The organism is Sporosarcina soli (assembly GCF_042655805.1).
GTDB lineage: Bacteria > Bacillota > Bacilli > Bacillales_A > Planococcaceae > Sporosarcina > Sporosarcina soli.
In genome coordinates this window covers 1-21089 of sequence record NZ_JBHSNO010000013.1, presented here as the reverse complement: position 1 = coordinate 21089, position 21089 = coordinate 1, and the positions used below count along the sequence as shown (strand labels likewise).

Here is a 21089-nt window from a genome sequence, read left to right as displayed (position 1 = left end):
TGTGTTTACAAATAGAAAAATAGGAGTTGAAATGCAGATATCTTAAAAAGGGGAAGCCAATGCAATTGTTTAAAAATTATTCTAATACATAAAGCGCTCATATACCTTCCGCGGGCGCTTAAAGTAACTTCTAAGTGATCAATCTCCCGTCACAGCGCTCAAAGCTACTTCCAAGTGATCAAACTCTCATACTCCCCTTTCACGGCCATGAACAAGGAAGTAAAGGTTCTAAGCATGATGGCAGTCGGGGGCCACTTGTGCAAGAGTAGGACGTTGCTAGGCGTCAAGGTCATTGCAGAAAAGGTGATTTTTTGATTCTTACCTCCTAACTTGAAAATAAAAGTAAAACTGCATATTGTATAAGTATACTAAAGAGGTGGAAAGATTGAATTCCATGGCTAGGCTTTGCAATTTGTTTGTAAAAGAACCGAATGGAAATCTGTTGCAGATTCGCTGTAAAGGATTTTAATTATTATATGAGGTGCATAAAATATGGATTGTTTTTGAAGAACGGCGTACCTTCGCTCGTATTTTTCCATCCGAAATAATGAATTTCAATGAACAAATTATTCAGTGAATAATAGGAATACTTTTTCTTATTTACAGTACCTTGACAGGTATTGCTTGCGCTGATAACCTTTTAATAATATTTAACTTGCTTCAGCAGAAGTCCTCCGCTTCCATAAGTGGTGGGATGAATGCCAAGAAAGCATTTCAAACAGAGGGAGTCCAAACTCCCTGCTGAATCAAGTTAAGCCTCCGGCGGATGTCACAGATTTTGAATTGCGCTTATCTAAGTGCCTTAATTTCTGCAAAAAACGCAGAAATACGGCAAATCGAACCCTTCGCTGTTCGATTCGCAATTCAAAATCTGGACGCAATTACGCCGAGGTGTAATTGATCTGAAAACAATAGGAGGCGTAATGGAATGTGGGAATCAAAATTTGCACGTGAAGGACTTACGTTCGATGATGTATTGTTAATACCGGGACCTTCTGAAGTATTGCCGAAGGATGTATCTCTTTCTGTCAATTTGACTGACAAGATCAAATTGAATATTCCAATCATCAGTGCTGGGATGGATACGGTGACAGAAGCGAAAATGGCGATTGCCATGGCTCGTCAAGGAGGACTTGGTGTCATCCATAAAAATATGAGCATCGAGGAACAAGCTGAACTTGTGGTGACTGTTAAACGTTCCGAAAATGGCGTTATCACGAATCCATTTTTCTTAACTCCTGAACACCAAGTATTTGACGCTGAGCATTTGATGGGCAAATATCGTATCTCTGGCGTTCCTATTGTGAATAATATGGAAGAATTAAAACTTGTCGGGATTCTCACAAACCGTGATCTTCGCTTCATCCAAGATTACTCATTGGTTATTGATGATGTAATGACAAAAGAAAATCTTGTAACAGCGCCTGTAGGGACAACGCTTGAAGATGCTGAGAAGATTTTACAGCAACATAAAATTGAAAAGTTGCCAATCGTCGATGAAAATGGCATTTTGACTGGTTTAATTACCATTAAGGATATCGAGAAAGTAATCGAATTCCCGAATGCTGCAAAAGATAAACATGGACGTCTCCTCGTCGGTGCAGCTGTCGGCGTGACAACAGATACGTTGCTGCGTGTCGAAAAACTTGTGAAAGCGGAAGTCGATGTAATTGTCATTGATACGGCGCATGGACATTCGAAAGGTGTTCTTGAGACGGTTGCGGAAATTCGTCGTCTCTATCCAGATCTTGATATTATTGCAGGAAACGTTGCTACGGCTGAGGGTGCACGTGCATTGTATGAAGCTGGAGCCGACGTTGTAAAGGTCGGAATTGGCCCTGGATCGATTTGTACGACACGCGTTGTAGCAGGCGTCGGAGTACCACAAATCACAGCGGTATACGAATGTGCGACAGAAGCGCGTAAACAAGGGAAAACGATTATAGCGGATGGCGGCATCAAGTACTCGGGCGATATTGTCAAAGCACTTGCTGCGGGTGGACATGCTGTAATGCTTGGAAGTCTTCTTGCGGGTACGACAGAAAGTCCGGGAGAAACTGAAATCTTCCAAGGACGCCGTTTCAAAGTATATCGTGGAATGGGATCTGTGGCATCCATGGAACGTGGTTCAAAAGACCGTTACTTCCAAGACGAAGCGAAAAAACTCGTGCCGGAAGGAATCGAAGGACGTATGCCATATAAAGGACCATTGGCAGACTCCATTCACCAATTGGTTGGTGGTGTTCGTGCAGGGATGGGCTACTGCGGTACGAAGGATTTGTATGAACTACGTGAAAAAGCGCAATTTGTGCGCATGACGGGTGCGGGTTTACGTGAAAGCCATCCACACCAAGTCCAAATTACAAAAGAAGCTCCGAACTACTCACTTTAATGGAATAAAAATTGAGAACCGGAATGAAGGAACTTCAGCACCTTTCCTGCGTCTACATATGAGCGGAAAGGTGCTTTTTTGGTTTAGTTCCCATGGAGTAGTTGTGTTATGATAAAATGACCTTGGGGAAATAGCAATAACGGAGGTAGAAAAGTGAAACGGGAAATGAGAAAATGGGTGGCATTGCTCTTAATGCCGCTGTTGCTACTGATGACAATTGGCACGGTTCCCGCTTCTGCGGCGTCTACATTGGGCATTCATGTGGACGGGGCAATTTTAATTGACGCGGATAGCGGAAAGATCCTATATGAAGAAAATGCAGATACGCCTTTATTCATTGCGAGTATGACGAAAATGATGACTGAATACCTTCTTTTTGAAGCGATTGAAGAGGGAACGATTAGCTGGGATCAAGAGTATAAAGTAAATGATTATACGTACGCGATTTCACAGGACCGTCGTCTCAGTAACGTACCACTTCGAAGAGACGGAACGTATACGATTCGTGAATTGTATGAAGCATTAGCGATTTATTCCGCGAACGCGGCAACGATTGCAATTGCCGAAACGATTGCAGGAACGGAAACCGAGTTTCTGAAGCTGATGAATGCGAAAGCAGAAGAACTGGGCTTGGAAGATTATAAATTTGTCAACTCTACCGGTTTGAATAACAGTGATCTACAAGGGATGCATCCGCAAGGGACAGGCGCGAATGATGAGAACGTCATGCCTGCTAAATCGGTTGCAAGGCTTGCGTACCATTTGCTGCATGATTATCCAGAGGTTTTGGAAACAACGAAAATAAATACAAAAATTTTCCGTGAAGGTACAACGGATGCAACTAAAATGGACAACTTTAACTTCATGCTTCCAGGTTTCGTTTATGAGTACGAAGGTGTTGATGGTTTAAAAACCGGCACGACGGAATTTGCGGGATACAATTTCACAGGAACAGCGAAACGGGATGACAGACGCGTTATCGCGGTTGTGATGAAAGCTGTCGATGCAAATGGCGTCGGCTCGTACAAAGCAAGATTCGATGCAACACGTGCCTTGTTCGATTATGGTTTCAGCCAATTTTCAGAAGTAGAATTTGTTCCAGCGGGTTATCAGTTTGATAAACAAAAAGAACTCGGCGTCATCAAAGGAAAAGAGAAAAATGTATCCATCGCAGTGAAAGAGCCGATTCGGATGATGGTGAAAACAAGCGAAAAAGATTTGTATGTGCCGGAGCTAGTCATTGATGAATCGAAGCTGACAGATGGTGTATTACAAGCACCTATCGAAAAGGATACTGTTGTGGGACATGTGAAGCTCGTGAAGACGGAAGGAACCGATTATGGCTTTATCGATGATAAAAATTCGGGTACTGCTGTTGTAACAGTTGATGCGGTCGACAAAGCAGGTTGGTTTGCGCTCATGATGGGTGCGATTGGTGATTTCTTCGCAGGCATTTGGACAAGCGCTATCGATTTTGTTAAAGGGTTATTTAAATAAGTAAAAGAAAAGGTGTAGAGTCCCGGGGCGGATTCTACACCTTTTTGATTTGCCAAGCAACCATCAGCCTTTCCACGGCTGTTTTGATCTCCTTGATGGAAAGGCCACCGAAGCCGATGAGAAAAGAAGGTTCGCCTGTCACGGGGCTGGTTCTGTATTCATTAACACTATAGACACGGATGCCTGCCTTTCTTGCCGTTTCTTCAAGGGCTGCTTCAATGGTTTGCGTATGGACTGTCAGAATGATGTGCATGCCTGCTTCGTCGCCTGAAAATGAAACGGACGGCGCATATGCGAGTAGTGCTTCCGATAACACTTGGAGTTTCCGTTTATAGGTCTTCCGCATCCGATTCAAATGGCGTGAAAAATGTCCGTCTGCCATAAAGCGGGACAGAATATGCTGATCGAGTCGGGGAACGGTTGCAGCATAGTGGATGAATGCCTTTTCGTATCGATCAAGCAACACGGGAGGAAGCACCATATAGGCGATCCGTAGCGAAGGCATGAGCGATTTTGAGAATGTACTTAAATAGATGACGTTCCCGCTTTTATCCATCCCTTGTAGTGAAGGAATGGGACGTCCGCTGTATCGGAATTCACTGTCGTAATCGTCCTCAATTATAAAATGTTCATCCTTTGAGGAAGCCCAGTTTAATAAAGCGATTCTACGGGATGCAGAGAGCACTGTACCGGTCGGAAACTGGTGGGAGGGGGTAACGTAGGCAATAGTTGCCCCCGAGCGTTGGAGGGCTCGTACATCCATTCCTTCGTCATCGACTAAAATTGGTATCGCCTCTCGGTTATTATGATAAAAAACATGGTGGGTGAGCGGATACCCGGGGTCTTCTATGGCATAAGTTGCATCGGTGCCTAAAATCCGGATCAGCAACGGCATCAGTTGTTCAGTTCCCGACCCAACAATAATTTGTTCGGGCGTACAATCGACCCCACGTGAATGATATAAATACCGCGCAATTTCTTGCCGTAATTCGTAGTCGCCATGCGGATGCCCCAGGAGTAAAAGGTGTTGGGAAGATTCATCTATAACGTCTTTGGCGTACTTTCTCCACTGATCGAAAGGAAAGGAGCTGGTGTCAATTTTTCCGGGTGAGAAATCGAAAGCAATGTCCTCTGTCGTTTTATTGACGGTCTTCTCAATCGGGGCCATCGGCTGGACGTAGGAGAGCTCTTCAATGGCTTGCACGTAAAATCCTTTTCGCGGTTGAGAAGAGATGAATCCCTCCGCTATAAGCTGCGCATAGGCGAGCTCGATGGTCGTCTGACTCACAGCGAGGAATTCACCGAGTTTCCGTTTGGATGGAAGTTTCATGCCAATCGGTAATTTTCCGTTTGTAATGTCGCGCCGAATTTGGTCGTAAATCTGTTCATATAACGGGCTCTCTATATTTTTTTCCAATTTGATCAATAACATTTCCATATTGAACGCCTCCAACTGACCACTTTAATTTAATCGGAACTGGGTATTTTAATAAGGTCATAATCCATTATACTGAACAATAAGAAAAGGGGGAAGAAAAAATGAATTTTCAATACGGTGGAGTCATAATGGATGTTATTAACGCAGAACAGGCAAAAATAGCGGAGGCGGCAGGTGCGATTGCAGTTATGGCGCTTGAGCGTGTCCCTTCCGATATCCGGAAAGCGGGAGGCGTCGCACGCATGGCTGACCCGCGTATCATTGAAGAGGTACAAGGCGCAGTGTCCATCCCGGTCATGGCCAAAGTGCGAATCGGCCATATTTCAGAAGCGAGAGTATTGGAAGCGATGGGGGTAGACTATATCGATGAAAGTGAAGTATTGACGCCTGCAGATGAAGAATTCCATCTGTTGAAAAACCAATACAACGTGCCATTTGTTTGCGGTGCACGAGATCTAGGGGAAGCAGCTCGCCGTCTTGGTGAAGGAGCGAAAATGCTGCGGACGAAAGGGGAACCGGGCACGGGCAACATCGTAGAGGCCGTACGCCATTTACGTAAAGTGAACGCGCAAGTGAACCGTGTCGTCCATATGAACGAAGATGAAATCATGACAGAAGCCCGCGATCTTGGCGCACCTTATGAAGTGTTGCTTGCGATTAAAGAGCATGGTCGACTACCAGTTACCAACTATGCAGCGGGCGGCGTGGCAACGCCAGCGGATGCAGCGCTAATGATGGAACTTGGTGCGGATGGCGTATTCGTTGGATCAGGAATTTTCAAATCAGAAAACCCTGAGAAATTTGCGCGAGCCATTGTTCAAGCGACACAAAACTTCAAAGACTATCAATTGATTGGTGACCTGTCTAAAGATATTGGTACGCCAATGAAAGGTTTGGAAATCGCTGGCTTAGCTGAAGGCGAGCGTATGCAAGAACGCGGTTGGTAAATAGGAATTTGGAAAGCGGAGGGGCAGCCCTTCGCTTTTTTGCTTCATAATTAGACGAAGGGAAAGCGCATACATATGGGTAGGTATTCAACTTGCCAAAAAGTTACCCATATGTTAGGGTAAGTATAATTAATTGCAAATAAGAGACGATGATGGGAAGTAGTAACAAGTTCGTTTTTTTTGAAGAGAGCTGGCGGTTGGTGCAAGCCGGTAAAGACACTTGTGAATCCGTCCTTGAGTAGCCGGGTCGAACTGGGAGTAGGCCTGTGCCGGTTCTTGAACCGTTATTTCAATGAGTGGATAGGACAGGGTTGTTCTGTCAATTTGGGTGGCAACGCGGGTAGTTCTCGTCCCTTATATAAGGGAATGGAGGGCTTTTTTTATTGTCTATTTCCATTATTGTCGATATTTTAAGGAGGAATAAACGATGTTGGATATTAAAAGAGTCCGTGCCAATTTCGATGAGGTGAAGGAGAAACTTTCGAAACGTGGGGAAGACCTTTCCGACTTTGATAAATTTGGTGGCTTGGATGAGAAAAGAAGAGATTTGATTGCGAAAGTGGAGTTATTGAAAGCGGAACGCAATGAAGTGTCGCAAAAAGTGGCGGAAATGAAGCGCAACAAAGAAAATGCCGATGACGTCATTGCGCGTATGCGCGCGGTAGGTGATGAAATCAAAGGTCTCGACGAGGAACTCCATAAAGTTGAAGAAGAGCTTGATTATATTATGATGCGCGTACCGAATATTCCTCATGATAGCGTTCCGGTTGGCGATAGCGAGGATGACAATGTTGAAGTGCGTACATGGGGAGAACTTCCTGAATTCGCATTTGAAGCGAAACCGCATTGGGAAATCGGGACAGGCTTGAACCTTCTTGATTTTGAAAGGGCGGCAAAAGTAACGGGGAGTCGTTTCGTCTTTTATCGGGGGCTTGGCGCACGTCTTGAGCGGGCATTGATCAACTTCATGATGGATCTTCATTATGAAGAGCATGGCTACGAAGAAATGCTGCCGCCTTACATGGTGAATCGTACAAGTTTGACAGGGACAGGGCAACTTCCGAAGTTTGAAGAAGATGCATTTTTAGTGGAGGAAGAAGACTACTTCCTCATTCCGACATCAGAAGTACCGGTGACGAATTTTCATCGTGACGAGATTCTTGACGGTGCAGAACTTCCGCTTGCATATGCGGCGTATAGCACGAATTTCCGTTCAGAAGCAGGTTCTGCCGGTCGTGATACACGTGGGCTGATCCGTCAGCATCAATTCAACAAAGTGGAACTTGTCCGTTTCGTAAAACCGGAAGATTCTTATGAAGAGCTAGAAAAATTGACAGGCCATGCAGAAAAAGTATTGCAGTTGCTGAAACTTCCATACCGCGTATTGAAAATGTGTACAGCCGATCTTGGGTTTACAGCTGCTAAAAAATACGATATTGAAGTATGGATTCCGACACAAAATGTGTACCGTGAAATTTCTTCTTGTTCAAACTTCGAAGATTTCCAAGCGCGCCGTGCTTCGATCCGTTTCCGTCGTGAAGCGGGAGCGAAACCTGAATATGTGCATACATTAAATGGCAGTGGTCTGGCGGTTGGCCGTACAGTGGCTGCGATTCTTGAAAATTACCAGCAAGAAGACGGTTCGGTCATCATTCCGGAAGTCCTTCGTCCGTATATGGGTGGAAAAGAAGTCATTACGAAATAAGAAAACGATACAAGAACATGCTTGAAACCGTATTGAAAGTAAAAAGCAATCGCGGGGACGTCATTCAACGTTCCGAGCGATTGCTTTTTTCGTCTTCTTTTTCCGTTCTCGAATGGCCCTGAAAAATGCCGTCAGCATTTCCCCGCATTCATCTCCCAGCACCCCTTCCGTTATGTCGCATTCGTGATTGAAGCGTGGATCGTTCAACAGTCTGTAGAGGGAGTCAACACAACCGCCTTTCGGATCACGTGCTCCATAGACGACTCGCGGCACCCTTGATTGCAAAATGGCGCCGGCACACATCGGACACGGTTCTAATGTGACATACAATGTCGTATCTTCTAAACGCCAGCTGTCAATTACTTTGCATGCATCTTGTATAGCAGATAATTCCGCGTGGGTGACCGCATTTTGGGTTGTTTCACGTAAATTATGTGCACGTGCAATCACTTGATCTTCATAGACAATGACAGCTCCGATAGGCACTTCACCAATCGCTTGCGCCTTCATTGCCTCATCGATCGCCATCTGCATATAAAATCGATCCTTTTCAAAAGCATCCATGTTCATCTCTCCTTGTAAACAGTGTAGCATTGAATTTTCTTCAGTAGAAGTTTCTAATGGTCCGGCCGGAATGTTCCACGTGTAACAATTCAGAATGTTGGAGACTGACTTACATTATTGGATCACTATTCTTCAAACGCTCCGTATGATAAAATAAAGAGCACTTATTGAGCAATAAGGGGGAAACGTAGATGTTTGTTCCGTTCATAACGGTTGAAGGGCCGATTGGTGTTGGGAAAACATCGCTTTGCAAAGCAATCGCGGAGACACAACATTATGATCAGTTGAACGAAATTGTGGATGAAAATCCGTTTTTAAATAAATTTTACGATAACATCGAGGAATGGAGCTTCCAGACCGAAATGTTTTTTCTTTGTAATCGCTATAAACAGCTCAGTGATCTCAAAACGACAATCATTGAGGAAAAAAAGCCTGTCGTAGCGGATTATCATATTTTCAAAAACCTTATTTTTGCGAAACGAACGCTACGTCCTGATGAGTATGTGAAGTACGAGGAAATCTACAAAATCCTGACGAAGGACATGCCCGTGCCAAACCTCATCATTTATCTTCACGCCAGTTTAGAAACACTGATGAAGCGCGTACAAATGCGTGGACGTACTTTCGAAAAAAATATGGATCCTGCCTATTTGCAACAGCTAGCAGAAGATTATGCTGCATTTATCACCTATTTTGAATTGGCACATCCTGAGATCCCGATCCTTCGATTTGATGGAGATGAGCTAGACTTTGTGAACAATGAACAGGACTTGCAATACATTTTAAATCGGGTGGATGAAACGATACAAAAAGGAGCATTTTGAATGAATTTACGCGAAAAATATGGAATTCCCAACAATGCGATCATTACGATTGCTGGAACGGTCGGTGTCGGGAAGTCGACAATGACACAAGCACTTGCGGATGCATTACAATTTAGAACATCATTTGAGAATGTCGACCAGAATCCATATCTTGATCTTTTTTATGAGGACTTTGAGAAATGGAGTTTCCATTTGCAAATCTATTTCTTGGCGGAACGCTTTAAGGAGCAGAAACGGATGTTTGAGTACGGCGGTGGCTTTGTCCAAGACCGTTCTATTTATGAAGATACGGGGATTTTTGCAAAAATGCATCAGGAAAAAGGAACAATGAATCCTGTCGATTACGAAACGTATACGAATTTGTTTGAGGCAATGGTAATGACACCTTATTTTCCACACCCGGACTTGCTCATCTACTTGGAAGGACCGCTGGACGGCATCCTTTCGCGTATCCAAGAACGAGGCCGTCATATGGAACAGCAGACGCCCATTTCTTATTGGGAAGAGATGCATGCTCGTTACGATAAGTGGATCAATTCATTCAATGCATGTCCCATACTACGATTGGACATAAACGATTATGACCTGCTGAAAAATCCACAAGAAGTCGAGACCATTGTGGAACGGATCGGACATTTTTTTGAACAGACCGCCTTTTTAAGAAAATAAATCATACAGGTAAAAGCAGCCATTCAGTTTTGGTTGCTCTTTTTTTCGTCTAGACTCAAGCACCTTGGGGTTCGGAGGCTCACTGGATGTGAGTTACGCAATCGTTGCCGCAGGACGCGGCGGACTTAGACTGTGTTCTTAGATAGTCAAGCCGACTCTGTGGCAAAAAAAGCCACGCCGTCGACTTGACTTATGCCTGTCGCCCCTGTGCAGGCGCTTACGCTTTTGTTTATTCACAAAACAATAGGTACTCGAATAGATTGTAGTGTTTACACTTACGGATATCATGGGAGTGGTGATGAAGTGAAACCTAGCTCACAATTTACAGCGCCTGCTCGCTATATTTTGAGTAAAGCACATCCAAGATATGGGCGGTATTGTGTCAATCAAGCAGAGACCGATTTTGTCAATATGAACAGGCTTCTTTGGATGGAGCATGTCAACTGGACACGAATGACCATTATCAGTATTGTTTTTGGTTTGCCGGATTTGCCATACGTACAAGAACGTCTTTTAAGGAATGCAACTGATTTGGGAAATTGCTTACGTCCTTTTTATGGCGATCAAATCGCGGATCGATACGCCGCACTTATTAAGGAACATCTTGTGTTAGCTGCAGAATTGGTGACAGCGGCAGCAAAAGAGGATGAAAAAACGGCGGCGGAAAAAGAAAAGGAATGGTATCGGAATGCGGATGACATTGCGATGTTTCTAAGTAGCATCAATCCTTATTTGGAAACGGAAGAGGTAAGAGCAATGTTTTACACACACTTGGCGCTGACAAAACATGAAGCGGTTTGTATGATTCAGAAAAACTTCCAAGAAGATATCGAGGTATTCGATCAAATTGTAGCGGAGGCTTTGGCCATGTCGGATATGATTGCCAATGCCATCGTAAAACAATTTCCCAATATGTTTTTGCCACAATGTTGAAAAACCGGCATATCACCTAATCAGGGCGATATGCCGGTTTTTTTATCTTCGTTCGGCAGAAGATTCCCACCTCTATAGATATCGAGATGAATGCTGTTTTGTTTCCTGATCGGCGGGTGTTCAAACGCCCGCCGAACGAAGTATAGAAGGCAGTCTAAGTTCGCGACGTCCTGTCGCAACGACTGCATGACCTACATCCTGTAGGCCCGCGGATGTCACAGATTTTGAAAGGAGTTAATTCTCCAAAAGCGTAGGGCGCCTGCCTAGGGGTGACAGGCATAAGGCGAAGATGTGGCGTGGCGCCTTTTGCCACAGAGCAACTTTGACTTATGTCCCGAGCCCCTGGCGCCTGAAGACTAGACGTGAGCTTTGCTCAATTCAAAATCTGGACGCAATTACGCCGAGGCGTAATTGATTTAACGAAGTACAGCTGATTTTTGGAAAAACTCTTCGTACAATCCTTTTAAAATTTTGTTTTCATCTTCTTGATGGACACCGAAGACGAGGCTAACTTCGGAAGAGCCTTGGTTGATCATTTGGATGCTGACGCCTGCATGGGCGATAGCGGATGCTGCACGGGCAGCAAGCCCTGTCGCATGGCGCATCCCTTCACCGACCAGCACAATCATGGAGTAATCTGAGTGCAGATGGACATCGTCGGCATTCAATTCTTCCTTCACCCTTTGGATGATACGTGCTTCTTTATGGGCAGTAAGGAATTTGCTTCGGATGATTACAGAAATATTGTCGATGCCGGATGGCGTATGTTCGAAAGGGATTTCTTCCTCTTCTAATATTTGTAATAAACGTCGACCGAAACCGATTTCCTGATTCATTAAATATTTGTCGACGAATAATGTTGAGAAGCCACTATCCGCGGCAATGCCGATGACCGGGTGTGTCGAATGATTTCGTTCTTTCACAATCATTGTGCCGGGCGCGTCCGGATTATTCGTATTTTTAATGCAAACCGGAACGGAACGTCGGAACGCGGGCATTAGTGCTTCGTCATGGAAAACGGAAAAGCCGGCGTATGCCAGTTCACGCATTTCACGGTATGTCATTTTATCGATGGCAATTGGGTTATCGACAATTGTCGGGTTGGCCGCAAATACCGAATCGACATCTGTAAAATTCTCGTATAGCTCTGCTTCCGTTGCGGCGGCTAGTAAAGATCCGGTAATGTCAGAACCACCGCGATTGAACGTACGGAGTGTCCCATCTTCCGTGTAACCGAAAAAGCCAGGGAACACGATGATACCAGGTTGATCGCGTAATTTCGCTAGCCGTTCATCGCCAGCCGGCAATGCTTGAACGCGTTCAGGGCGATTGGTCACAAGAAGACCCGCTTCTTTCGGACAGATGTAAGTGGCTTCGAGGCCGATATGGGAGAAATAAGCTGCAATCAGTTTGGCATTATTGTCTTCTCCAGATGCTTTCAGGTTATCCATATAAAGGACGGCATCGTTTTGATCGAAGTCCAGTCGTTGTCGTAAATCCTGTTCGATGATTTGAACGATGTCATCTGAAAGATCAAGTTCTGTCGCGATCAGGCGATATCGATCGATGACTTTTTCCAGTTCCCAGTCCGTGTTCTCTCCTTTTAAGGCTTGTTCAGCAAGGTGAATAAGCAAGTCTGTCACTTTTTCATCTTCACTGAATCGTTTGCCCGGTGCCGAGACGACGACCACTTTACGGGAAGGATCAGCAGTGACAATGTTCGCGACTTTTTTAATCTGTTCTGCGGATGCGACGGATGTTCCACCAAATTTACATACTTTCATTTTTATCAAATCCTATCTATTCAATAATAATAATTTTGGGTTATTTCAAATTAGATGAAAAACGGGGTTGTTATTCACCGAGTATTTCACTATAATGTCCTTATACAAAGAACGATTGTTTTTTCATAGTGTACATATAGTTAGGAGAATCGTCAATGAAAAATGAAATAAATATTGGATTGTTAGGATTTGGCGTTGTCGGTAGCGGGGTGGCGAAAATTTTACAGAACCACCAAGAGGACTTACGCCATAAGCTTGGGGCTTCTGTCGGTATTAAAAAAGTATTGGTAAAAGATTTATATAAAAAAAGAGACACGTCCCTTTCGTCGGATGTGTTCACGTCTGATTTACAGACGATACTCGAAGATCCATCCATCGATATCATCGTCGAGGTGATGGGTGGAATAGGCGAGGCCAAAGATGCAATTGAAAGTTCCCTCCGTGCTGGCAAAGGCGTGGTGACGGCTAACAAGGATGTCATGGCGGAATACGGACGCGAACTGTTGGAATTGGCGGATGTGAATAATTGTGACTTGTTATTTGAAGCTAGTGTCGGCGGTGGTATTCCATTGATTCGTACATTGGAAGATGGATTGGCTTCGGATCGTATCAGCGCCTTAATGGGTATTGTGAACGGAACGACGAACTTCATCCTGACGAAGATGAAACATGAAAAGATGTCCTATGAAGATGCGCTCATGGAAGCGACAGAACTTGGCTTTGCGGAAGCTGATCCATCAGCGGATGTCGACGGCATCGATGCTGCACGTAAAATGGTTATTTTGGCATCTCTTTCATTTTCAACAGAGGTTCGCCTTGAAGACGTTTTTGTGAGAGGATTAAAAGAGATTCGTGACGGCGACTTGGAACTTGCAGAGCAGTTCGGCTATACGGTGAAACTTGCCGGATCTGCCCGCAAAGATGAAGACGGAGTAGAAGTAGCGGTCGAACCGGTATTTTTCCCGAATTCGCACCCATTGGCATCGGTTAACAACGAGTTTAATGCTGTATATATCTATGGCGATGCGGTTGGGGAGACGATGTTCTATGGACCGGGTGCGGGCTCCATGCCCACAGCAACGTCAGTGACAGGGGATATTGTGGCGGCATGCCGCAATCTATTGCTTGACGTGAATGGTAAAAGACCGCATGTGATGCAGTATGAGCGAAAAGTGAAAAATGACCGTGAAAAGTATTCCCGTTATTTCCACCGTATCCATGTGAAAGACGAAGTCGGTGTGTTAACGAAATTGACGGCAATTTACAGTGCACACGGTGCAAGTTTGGCGACGGTCGTCCAAGACTCCAATAAAAGTGAGTCGGGTGCGGAGCTAATTTTTATTACACATAAAATTTCTAGACAGCAACACCTTGATATTGCAAATGAATTAAATGAGACACCAGAGGTAATCGGTTTGCTAAGCCATTACCGGGTAGAGGGGGAATAATGATGAGAAGATGGAATGGATTAATCGAAGAATATAAAGAATGGTTACCGGTGACGGAAAACACACCTGCATTGACGCTGCAAGAAGGGAATACACCCCTCATTCATCTGAAAAACTTGTCCGAGCAATGGGGCATCAATTTATACGTGAAAACGGAAGGAACGAATCCTACAGGCTCCTTTAAAGACCGCGGAATGGTCATGGCTGTTGCCAAAGCGAAAGAGGAAGGGAAAGAGGTCCTCATTTGTGCATCGACAGGCAACACTTCAGCATCAGCAGCCGCATATGGTGCGCGTGCAGGTATGCGAACAATTGTTGTAATTCCGGAAGGGAAAATTGCTCTTGGGAAATTGGCACAAGCAAAAATGTACGGTGCTGAAATCGTTGAAATCGCAGGCAACTTCGACGAAGCATTGAACATGGTTCGGGAAGCTGGGGAAGGGAAAGTGGCCGTTGTCAACTCGGTCAATCCATACCGTTTGGAAGGTCAAAAGACAATTGCGTTTGAAGCGATTGAACAGCTAGGCCAAGTACCGGATGTTTTTGCTCTTCCTGTCGGCAATGCCGGTAATATTTCAGCGGCTTGGAAAGGATTCAAGGAATATGCTGAGCGCAAAGGGACAGCAACACCGAAGCTTCTTGGCGTGCAGGCGGACGGCGCGGCGCCGATCGTCTATGACCGTGTGTTCGAAGAGCCTGAAACTGTTGCGACAGCAATCCGTATCGGAAATCCTGCGAGCTGGCAATTGGCGAAGAACGCACTGGCAGAATCGGATGGTGCAATTTTGTCGGTCACTGACGAAGAAATTTTGGAAGCGTATCGCTTAATTGCTTCAACAGAAGGGGTATTTGCTGAGCCAGGTTCTTGCGCAACAATTGCAGGGATCAAAAAACGCCTTGACGCTGGATTATTGGAAAAAGGTACGACAATTGTTGGCATCCTGACTGGAAATGGATTGAAAGATCCTGAAACAGCTATTAAAGTGAATGAAGAACAACCGCTGCTATCCCGTGAACAATTCGATACATTATTGAATGACTTGAAAGTAGGAGCTAAGTGATGCAAGAAGCCGATTTCTCAGTAGTTGTTCCTGCGACTACGGCGAATCTCGGACCTGGTTTCGATAGTATTGGGCTGGCGCTTTCTTTGTATATGAAAGTGGATGTGACAGCAGCTGACGAGTGGACCGTGAAATACGATGGCGATGAATATCGGGACTTGGCAAGCGGGGAAAATAATTTGATTGTGACGACGATCCAGCACGTAGCAAAGCGCAAGGGACAGGTAGCTTCTCCGCTTCAGCTTCGCGTTCAATCCGATATCCCGCTTGGAAAAGGACTTGGCAGTAGTGCCAGCGCCATTGCAGCAGGAATTGAAATTGCAGATCATTTACTGTCATTGGATCTTTCTGCAAACGATAAAGTGCGGATTGGCAGTGAATTAGAAGGACATGCGGATAATGTATCAGCGGCATTATTAGGCGGTGTAACGGTTTCCTACTTTGTAGAAGAGGAAATGGACGTCATTCATTTACCACAACCTAAACTTGGAGCGGTGCTTCTCGTTCCACCTGCAGCGCTTCAGACAGAAAAATCACGGGGGCTATTGCCTGAACAATTGTCACATAAGGAAGCGACAGCGGGAAGTGCAGCAAGCTGTGTGATGGCAGCAGCAATGGCACGCAACGATTGGGAGACGGCAGGACGGATGATGGAAAAGGATATCTTCCACGAACCCTATCGAAAGTCATTGCTACCCGATTTCGAACAGATTCGTTCCGTCTGTCGTGAAAATGGCGCATATGGCACGACCATCAGCGGGGCAGGCCCATCCATATTTGTGGCCGTGAAACAAGGCGATGAGGAGAGAATGGCGGAAAGTTTAGCAGAAAAATTCCCTTATTACACACCTCTCGCTATTCAACCTTCCACTACAGGCGCGGTTGTGAAAAAAGTATTTGTGTAAAATCCGAAAAAGGTGACCCCCCTCGCAAAGGAGTAGGGTCACCTTTTTTAGCAATGTATTTAAAAAGAAGCGCACCCATTGCACAATGCATCGGTTTCGCTTCTTGTCATTTTTTGATTTGGTTTATTGTGAAGAAAAATCCATTGAATTTGTAACGGATCTGATCTCCATACTTATGCGCTAAGTTGAAAATATGGCGGAGGAAGAGGGATTCGAACCCCCGCGGGCTTTAACACCCCTGTCGGTTTTCAAGACCGATCCCTTCAGCCAGGCTTGGGTATTCCTCCGTAACAACAAGATATAATTTACCATGTTTGAAACAGAGTGTCAACAGCTTTTTGAAAAGATGTTCGTTTATCTTCATTCAGCAAATATTTTTGTACTGAAAGCGAAGCGTCAGCTACAGAAGACTCCCACCCCTATAGGTGATGAGATGAATGCCGTTTTGTATTCCTGTTCGATGGGTGTTCAAACGCCCGCTGAATGAAGATAAAGCCTCCGGCGGATGTCGCAGATTTTGAAAGGAGTCATGGAAGGCTGTCTAAGTTCGCGACGTCCTAAAAGAAAAGTGTCTTAATTTCTGCACAGATCGCAGAAATTAAGGAAAATCGAACCCTTTGCTGTTCGGTTCGCAACGACTGCATGACCTACATCCTATAAGCCTCAAGCTCGATTCAAAATCTGGACGCAATTACGTCGAGGCGTAATTGATTTATTTTAATTGATTTAACCTAGTGGATTGAGTATAATAGTAAATGCCGTGCTAGGTGGGGAGGTAGCGGTGCCCTGTAACTTGCAATCCGCTCTAGCAAGACTGAATTCCTTTTCGAGGCTGTCCGTATTGTAGGGTCTGCCTCTTGCACGTAGTGTTGACGTTTGGGTCCTGCGCAATGGGAACCCATGAACCATGTCAGGTCCGGAAGGAAGCAGCATTAAGTGGACTCTCTCATGTGCCGCGGGGTCGCCTAGGCCGAGCTGGCGACAGGAGTAACGCTTATGTGCGGCTGTCGAAGGAAGGTGCACGGCTTTACATTTACAATCCAACTCGTCCGTTTAACGGGCGGGTTTTTTTGTCTTCATTCAGCTGCCCGCTGAACAAAGACAAGGCCTCTGGCGGATGTCACAGATTTTAAAAGGAGTCATGGAAGACAGTCTAAGTTCGCGACGGCCTAAACGAAAAGTGCCTCAATTCTGCAAAGATCGCAGAAATTAAGGAAAATCGAACCCTTTGCTGTTCGATTCACAACGACTGCATGACCTACATCCTATAAGCCTCAAGCTCGATTCAAAATCTGGACGCAATTACGTCGAGGCGTAATTGATTGTATGTAGAGAAAGATTTCTTACAATGATTTGTGCTATAATAGAAACATTGCCGCATGGCGTCAAAAGGAGGAAAAACTGTTGGTGTATCAAGCTTTTTATCGTGTATATCGTCCTCAGTCATTTGCTGAGATGTCTGGACAGCAACATGTGAAACAGACACTTCAGAATGCTCTCCTCCATAATAAGACGACACATGCTTATTTATTTTCAGGGCCACGTGGTACCGGGAAAACGAGTGCTGCGAAAGTTTTCGCGAAAGCGCTGAACTGTGAAAATGGTCCAGCCAAAGAACCGTGTAACGAATGCCCGACTTGTCTCAGCATTACAGATGGCTCGAATACGGATGTGATTGAATTTGACGCCGCTTCTAACTCCCGTGTTGAAGAGATGCGGGATATTATCGAAAAGGTGCGATTTGCTCCATCCAACGCCCGTTTCAAAGTGTATATTATAGACGAAGTGCATATGTTATCAAATTCGGCGTTCAATGCTTTATTGAAAACATTGGAAGAACCGCCATCGCATGTCGTTTTTATATTGGCGACGACAGAACCACATAAACTTCCGCTTACGATCATTTCAAGATGTCAACGCTTTGATTTTAAACCGATTACACCATCTGACATTATTGATCGGATGAAAACGGTTCTTGCAGATGCGGGCATCGAATCCGATGAAGACGCTTTGAAAGTTATTGCCCAAGCAGCTTCAGGAGGGATGCGTGATGCACTGAGTATGCTTGATCAAGTCGTTTCGTTCAGCGGAGATCGATTGACGGTCGAAGATGCTCTATTGGTGACCGGATCGATTGGTGAAGGGATTTTTTATCAATTGGCGGAGGCGCTTCTTGAAAAAGATGCCGGTGCGGCACTTTCTTTGCTTGACCGTCTGATCGCGGAAGGAAAAGATGTTTCGAGGCTTGCGGAAGACTTTATCACATTTTTCAGGGATTTACTCCTGTTGCGAACAGCGCCAAGTATGCAAGATTTACTTGAACTCGTTTCGGGCGATGAACGTTTTGTAGAGTTGGCGCAACGGTTCGATCCGGATTTGTTGTATTCGTTCATTGATATTTTGGCGAAAACCCAACAGGAAATGCGATTCTCGAATCATGTGAAAGTTTATATTGAATCCGCTTTGTTAAAAATGATCCATCTCGATGTCCATCCTTCACAAAAAAATAGTGGACAGAAGGACGATGCAGGGCTTTCTCAAAAAGTTGCGGAGCTTGAGCAGGTGATTAAAGGGCTGCAACAACAGATTGCCAGCGGAGCGGGGATACAAGCTTCCACTGAACAGGTTGCACAACCAAGAAAAAATGCATCGAAATCAATGCAATCATTCAAGATTCCAACGGGTAAAATCCATGAAGTACTCAAAATGGCTACAAAAAAAGACATCCAGACGATTCGAGAAGAATGGGCAGGGATGATGCAAACACTGCAAAAATCGCATGCTGCATTACTGGATGAAACAGAACCAGTAGCAGCATCAGAGAATGCTTTTGTGTTAAAGTTCAAATATGAAATCCATTGTCAGATGGCCTCAGAAAATGCATCGCTTCGCGCGGGGCTGGCGGAGGCATTACGTTCTCGGACCGGTAAAGCGTATGATGTTGTCTACGTACCGGAAGAAGGTTGGTTGAAAGTTCGGGAAGAATTCATCCGGAAAAACAAACTTGCGAAGCAACAGGATCCCGATGATCCAGCTGATACAACAAGTGACGAGGAACCTCTTTCCTTCGTAAAAGAAGCGGAACAAGAAAATTTGGATCCACTTGTAACAGAAGCGGAGAAGCTCTTTGGCAAGGAATTCATAGAAGTTTTTGATGACTAAAATTTGGAGGAGGAAACAAACATGCGCGGTATGGGAAATATGCAAGGTATGATGAAGCAAATGCAGAAAATGCAAAAGAAAATGGCAGAGGCACAAGAAAAGTTAACGGAAGAACGTCTAGAAGGTGCCGCTGGTGGCGGTATGGTGAAAGTGATTGTATCCGGGGATAAAAAAGTGATTGACGTCATCATTGATTCATCGGTTGTAGATCCGGAAGATGTTGAAATGCTACAAGATTTAGTTGTCATTGCGACAAATGAAGCAATGGCAAAAGCGGAAGAATTAACGAACTCCACAATGGGTCAATTCACGAAGGGATTGAACTTGCCTGGAATGTTCTAGGAGGAGCGGCAATGCATTACCCAGAACCAATATCGAAGCTGATCGATAGTTTTATGAAGTTGCCAGGAATCGGCCCGAAAACGGCGGGCCGTCTGGCGTTTTTTGTGTTAGATATGCAAGAAGACACGGTGCTCGACTTCGCGAAGGCGCTTGTCGATGCAAAAAGGAACTTAAGCTTTTGTTCAGTGTGCGGACATATTACAGATGTTGATCCTTGCCAAATTTGTCAAGATAAGCAACGCGACGGTTCAATGATTTGCGTTGTTCAAGATCCGAAAGATGTTATTGCGATGGAAAAGATGCGGGATTATAACGGTCTCTATCATGTTCTCCACGGTGCGATTTCACCGATGGACGGAATTGGACCGGAAGATATTAACGTTCCTTCTTTATTAACAAGATTACAAGACGAAAAAGTTGAAGAATTGATATTGGCCACAAACCCTACTATAGAGGGGGAGGCAACCGCAATGTATATTTCAAGACTTGTGAAACCATCAGGAATTGTGACGACGAGGATTGCTCACGGACTCCCTGTCGGTGGAGACCTTGAATACGCAGATGAGGTTACATTATCGAAGGCGCTGGAAGGGCGTCGGGAACTTTAGGGGTCAAGAGGGATGTTTAGTCGGAAGAGAAAGTTGAAAAAAGAATTTGATGATCGTCTCCTTTCCTTAATGTTAGAAACAAAAGAAGATTGGGAGAGAGCTCGAGAAATTGAGAGATATCTTAATGATTATGAGCAAGAAGTGATCGTTCGACGAAAAATTGCCGAAAGCAAACACTTTTATCTTTTTAGAGAAGCGAAAATCCGACAGTTAAGCAGTGAATGATATTCTTTCGATGAGGAGCATATACTGGACCATTCATCGGAAGGAGTGTTTCTCTATGAAAATCATTAGTATTGTAGCTGTCGGGTTCATTCTTCTTTTGTTGTTGGTGATGGACAAGAAACAGATTCAAAAATTGATGGAAAGGTTTTCTGTTTTCTGGTTCCGACTCGCCTTTGCATTTCTTATTTTATTTGCGATGAATGTAGCGGGTGGTTTCATTGGCCTTTATGTCCCGGTCAACATTGCGTCAGGCTTGCTACTAGCGGTTTTAGGCATTCCGGGATTCGCTACAATCTGCGCCTTTGCATTATTTTTATAAAAAGTGTTGACTTCGATTTAAAGGTAATGTATTATTATATGAGTCGCCAGTGAGGAAGACGGCGGACAAAACAAAAAATAAAAAAGTTGTTGACATCTGATTCGAAACTTGTTATGATATAAAAGTTGTCGCTGAGGAATGACGATGATATGAACCTTGAAAACTGAACAGCAAAACGTTAACAAATACAGTTTGTTGAACCGACTCTGTCGGGGACACAAACACAAACGAATCTTCGGATTCAAAGTCAGCAAGAAATGAGCTAT

The 21089-nt window shown here is 44.6% G+C and carries 18 protein-coding genes, 1 tRNA gene, 1 other RNA gene and 1 other annotated feature; of the genes, 16 read left to right on the top strand and 4 right to left on the bottom strand.

The features are described 5' to 3' along the window. Positions 1–928 precede the first annotated feature (928 nt). Positions 929–2392 carry an IMP dehydrogenase gene (gene guaB / locus ACFPRA_RS18880; RefSeq protein ID WP_239392659.1) on the top strand — a complete coding sequence of 488 codons (1464 nt, stop codon included), beginning with the start codon at positions 929–931 and terminating at the stop codon, positions 2390–2392. A gap of 153 nt (positions 2393–2545) precedes the next feature. Further along, the gene (locus tag ACFPRA_RS18875; RefSeq protein ID WP_381438126.1) at positions 2546–3889 is read left to right on the top strand and encodes a serine hydrolase; all 1344 of its coding nucleotides are present in this window, start codon (positions 2546–2548) and stop codon (positions 3887–3889) included. Positions 3890–3923: 34 nt separating this feature from the next. Here the strand turns inward: ACFPRA_RS18875 and pdxR are convergent, their stop codons facing one another. Continuing rightward, positions 3924–5327 (bottom strand): MocR-like pyridoxine biosynthesis transcription factor PdxR, encoded by a 1404-nt coding sequence (gene pdxR, locus ACFPRA_RS18870; protein WP_381438123.1) that lies wholly within the window; start codon positions 5325–5327, stop codon positions 3924–3926. A 101-nt stretch (positions 5328–5428) separates the two neighbouring features. Between pdxR and pdxS the strand changes: the two genes are divergently transcribed. Then, a complete protein-coding gene (pdxS, locus tag ACFPRA_RS18865) occupies positions 5429–6274 on the top strand; it encodes a pyridoxal 5'-phosphate synthase lyase subunit PdxS (RefSeq protein ID WP_381438121.1) in 846 nt (281 codons plus the stop codon). Between the two features lie 140 nt (positions 6275–6414). Continuing rightward, positions 6415–6632, top strand: a binding site (T-box leader). Positions 6633–6701: 69 nt separating this feature from the next. Beyond that, on the top strand, positions 6702–7979 hold the full coding sequence (gene serS / locus ACFPRA_RS18860) for a serine--tRNA ligase (RefSeq protein ID WP_381438118.1): 1278 nt from the start codon (positions 6702–6704) through the stop codon (positions 7977–7979). Positions 7980–8039: 60 nt separating this feature from the next. On the opposite strand, the gene tadA is transcribed toward serS, so the two are convergent. Continuing rightward, complete coding sequence (gene tadA / locus ACFPRA_RS18855; RefSeq protein ID WP_381438116.1) at positions 8040–8543, bottom strand: tRNA adenosine(34) deaminase TadA; 504 nt, start codon at positions 8541–8543, stop codon at positions 8040–8042. 191 nt (positions 8544–8734) lie between these two features. On the opposite strand from tadA, the gene ACFPRA_RS18850 reads away from it, so the two are divergent. The 3 genes from ACFPRA_RS18850 (at position 8735) to ACFPRA_RS18840 (ending at position 10969) form a co-directional block, all read left to right on the top strand. Further along, the gene (locus ACFPRA_RS18850) at positions 8735–9367 is read left to right on the top strand and encodes a deoxynucleoside kinase (protein ID WP_381438113.1); all 633 of its coding nucleotides are present in this window, start codon (positions 8735–8737) and stop codon (positions 9365–9367) included. Then, positions 9368–10036, top strand: coding sequence for a deoxynucleoside kinase (locus ACFPRA_RS18845; protein WP_381438110.1), 669 nt, complete (start codon positions 9368–9370; stop codon positions 10034–10036). 303 nt (positions 10037–10339) lie between these two features. Next, positions 10340–10969 (top strand): hypothetical protein, encoded by a 630-nt coding sequence (locus ACFPRA_RS18840; RefSeq protein WP_381438108.1) that lies wholly within the window; start codon positions 10340–10342, stop codon positions 10967–10969. A gap of 416 nt (positions 10970–11385) precedes the next feature. Here the strand turns inward: ACFPRA_RS18840 and ACFPRA_RS18835 are convergent, their stop codons facing one another. Beyond that, positions 11386–12753, bottom strand: a complete 1368-nt coding sequence (locus tag ACFPRA_RS18835) for an aspartate kinase (protein ID WP_381438106.1) — start codon at positions 12751–12753, stop codon at positions 11386–11388. A 155-nt stretch (positions 12754–12908) separates the two neighbouring features. Between ACFPRA_RS18835 and ACFPRA_RS18830 the strand changes: the two genes are divergently transcribed. Genes ACFPRA_RS18830 through thrB form a run of 3 tightly spaced genes read left to right on the top strand, consistent with a single transcriptional unit; the run spans position 12909 to position 16167 of the window. Next, positions 12909–14201: a homoserine dehydrogenase gene (locus ACFPRA_RS18830; RefSeq protein WP_381438104.1), complete on the top strand. Its 1293-nt coding sequence runs from the start codon at positions 12909–12911 to the stop codon at positions 14199–14201. A gap of 2 nt (positions 14202–14203) precedes the next feature. Next, entirely contained in the window at positions 14204–15262 is a 1059-nt protein-coding gene (gene thrC / locus ACFPRA_RS18825) for a threonine synthase (protein WP_381438101.1), read from the top strand. After that, positions 15262–16167: a homoserine kinase gene (gene thrB, locus ACFPRA_RS18820; protein WP_381438099.1), complete on the top strand. Its 906-nt coding sequence runs from the start codon at positions 15262–15264 to the stop codon at positions 16165–16167. The genes thrC and thrB overlap by 1 nt, the downstream gene beginning before the upstream one ends. 194 nt (positions 16168–16361) lie before the next feature. On the opposite strand, the gene ACFPRA_RS18815 is transcribed toward thrB, so the two are convergent. Further along, positions 16362–16454 (bottom strand) — tRNA-Ser (locus ACFPRA_RS18815). A gap of 471 nt (positions 16455–16925) precedes the next feature. Here ACFPRA_RS18815 and ffs point away from each other — a divergent pair. From ffs to ACFPRA_RS18785, 6 genes are all read left to right on the top strand, one after another. Continuing rightward, positions 16926–17192, top strand: an RNA gene (ffs, locus tag ACFPRA_RS18810) — signal recognition particle sRNA large type. A gap of 379 nt (positions 17193–17571) precedes the next feature. Then, positions 17572–19329: a DNA polymerase III subunit gamma/tau gene (gene dnaX, locus ACFPRA_RS18805; RefSeq protein WP_381438096.1), complete on the top strand. Its 1758-nt coding sequence runs from the start codon at positions 17572–17574 to the stop codon at positions 19327–19329. A 21-nt stretch (positions 19330–19350) separates the two neighbouring features. Continuing rightward, positions 19351–19671 (top strand): YbaB/EbfC family nucleoid-associated protein, encoded by a 321-nt coding sequence (locus tag ACFPRA_RS18800; protein WP_381438094.1) that lies wholly within the window; start codon positions 19351–19353, stop codon positions 19669–19671. Between the two features lie 11 nt (positions 19672–19682). Continuing rightward, positions 19683–20279 carry a recombination mediator RecR gene (gene recR, locus ACFPRA_RS18795; protein WP_239392674.1) on the top strand — a complete coding sequence of 199 codons (597 nt, stop codon included), beginning with the start codon at positions 19683–19685 and terminating at the stop codon, positions 20277–20279. 12 nt (positions 20280–20291) lie between these two features. After that, entirely contained in the window at positions 20292–20504 is a 213-nt protein-coding gene (locus ACFPRA_RS18790) for a YaaL family protein (protein ID WP_381438091.1), read from the top strand. A 55-nt stretch (positions 20505–20559) separates the two neighbouring features. Further along, positions 20560–20823, top strand: coding sequence for a pro-sigmaK processing inhibitor BofA family protein (locus ACFPRA_RS18785; RefSeq protein WP_381438089.1), 264 nt, complete (start codon positions 20560–20562; stop codon positions 20821–20823). Positions 20824–21089 lie beyond the last annotated feature (266 nt).

Excerpts from the sequence above, each read along its gene's own strand:
- guaB (WP_239392659.1), top strand. The coding sequence starts at position 929 with ATGTGGGAATCAAAATTTGCACGTGAAGGACTTACGTTCGATGATGTA.
- pdxR (WP_381438123.1), bottom strand. The coding sequence starts at position 5,327 with ATGGAAATGTTATTGATCAAATTGGAAAAAAATATAGAGAGCCCGTTA.
- pdxS (WP_381438121.1), top strand. The coding sequence starts at position 5,429 with ATGAATTTTCAATACGGTGGAGTCATAATGGATGTTATTAACGCAGAA.
- serS (WP_381438118.1), top strand. The coding sequence starts at position 6,702 with ATGTTGGATATTAAAAGAGTCCGTGCCAATTTCGATGAGGTGAAGGAG.
- tadA (WP_381438116.1), bottom strand. The coding sequence starts at position 8,543 with ATGGATGCTTTTGAAAAGGATCGATTTTATATGCAGATGGCGATCGAT.
- ACFPRA_RS18850 (WP_381438113.1), top strand. The coding sequence starts at position 8,735 with ATGTTTGTTCCGTTCATAACGGTTGAAGGGCCGATTGGTGTTGGGAAA.
- ACFPRA_RS18845 (WP_381438110.1), top strand. The coding sequence starts at position 9,368 with ATGAATTTACGCGAAAAATATGGAATTCCCAACAATGCGATCATTACG.
- ACFPRA_RS18835 (WP_381438106.1), bottom strand. The coding sequence starts at position 12,753 with ATGAAAGTATGTAAATTTGGTGGAACATCCGTCGCATCCGCAGAACAG.
- ACFPRA_RS18830 (WP_381438104.1), top strand. The coding sequence starts at position 12,909 with ATGAAAAATGAAATAAATATTGGATTGTTAGGATTTGGCGTTGTCGGT.
- thrC (WP_381438101.1), top strand. The coding sequence starts at position 14,204 with ATGAGAAGATGGAATGGATTAATCGAAGAATATAAAGAATGGTTACCG.
- thrB (WP_381438099.1), top strand. The coding sequence starts at position 15,262 with ATGCAAGAAGCCGATTTCTCAGTAGTTGTTCCTGCGACTACGGCGAAT.
- ACFPRA_RS18800 (WP_381438094.1), top strand. The coding sequence starts at position 19,351 with ATGCGCGGTATGGGAAATATGCAAGGTATGATGAAGCAAATGCAGAAA.
- recR (WP_239392674.1), top strand. The coding sequence starts at position 19,683 with ATGCATTACCCAGAACCAATATCGAAGCTGATCGATAGTTTTATGAAG.
- ACFPRA_RS18790 (WP_381438091.1), top strand. The coding sequence starts at position 20,292 with ATGTTTAGTCGGAAGAGAAAGTTGAAAAAAGAATTTGATGATCGTCTC.
- ACFPRA_RS18785 (WP_381438089.1), top strand. The coding sequence starts at position 20,560 with ATGAAAATCATTAGTATTGTAGCTGTCGGGTTCATTCTTCTTTTGTTG.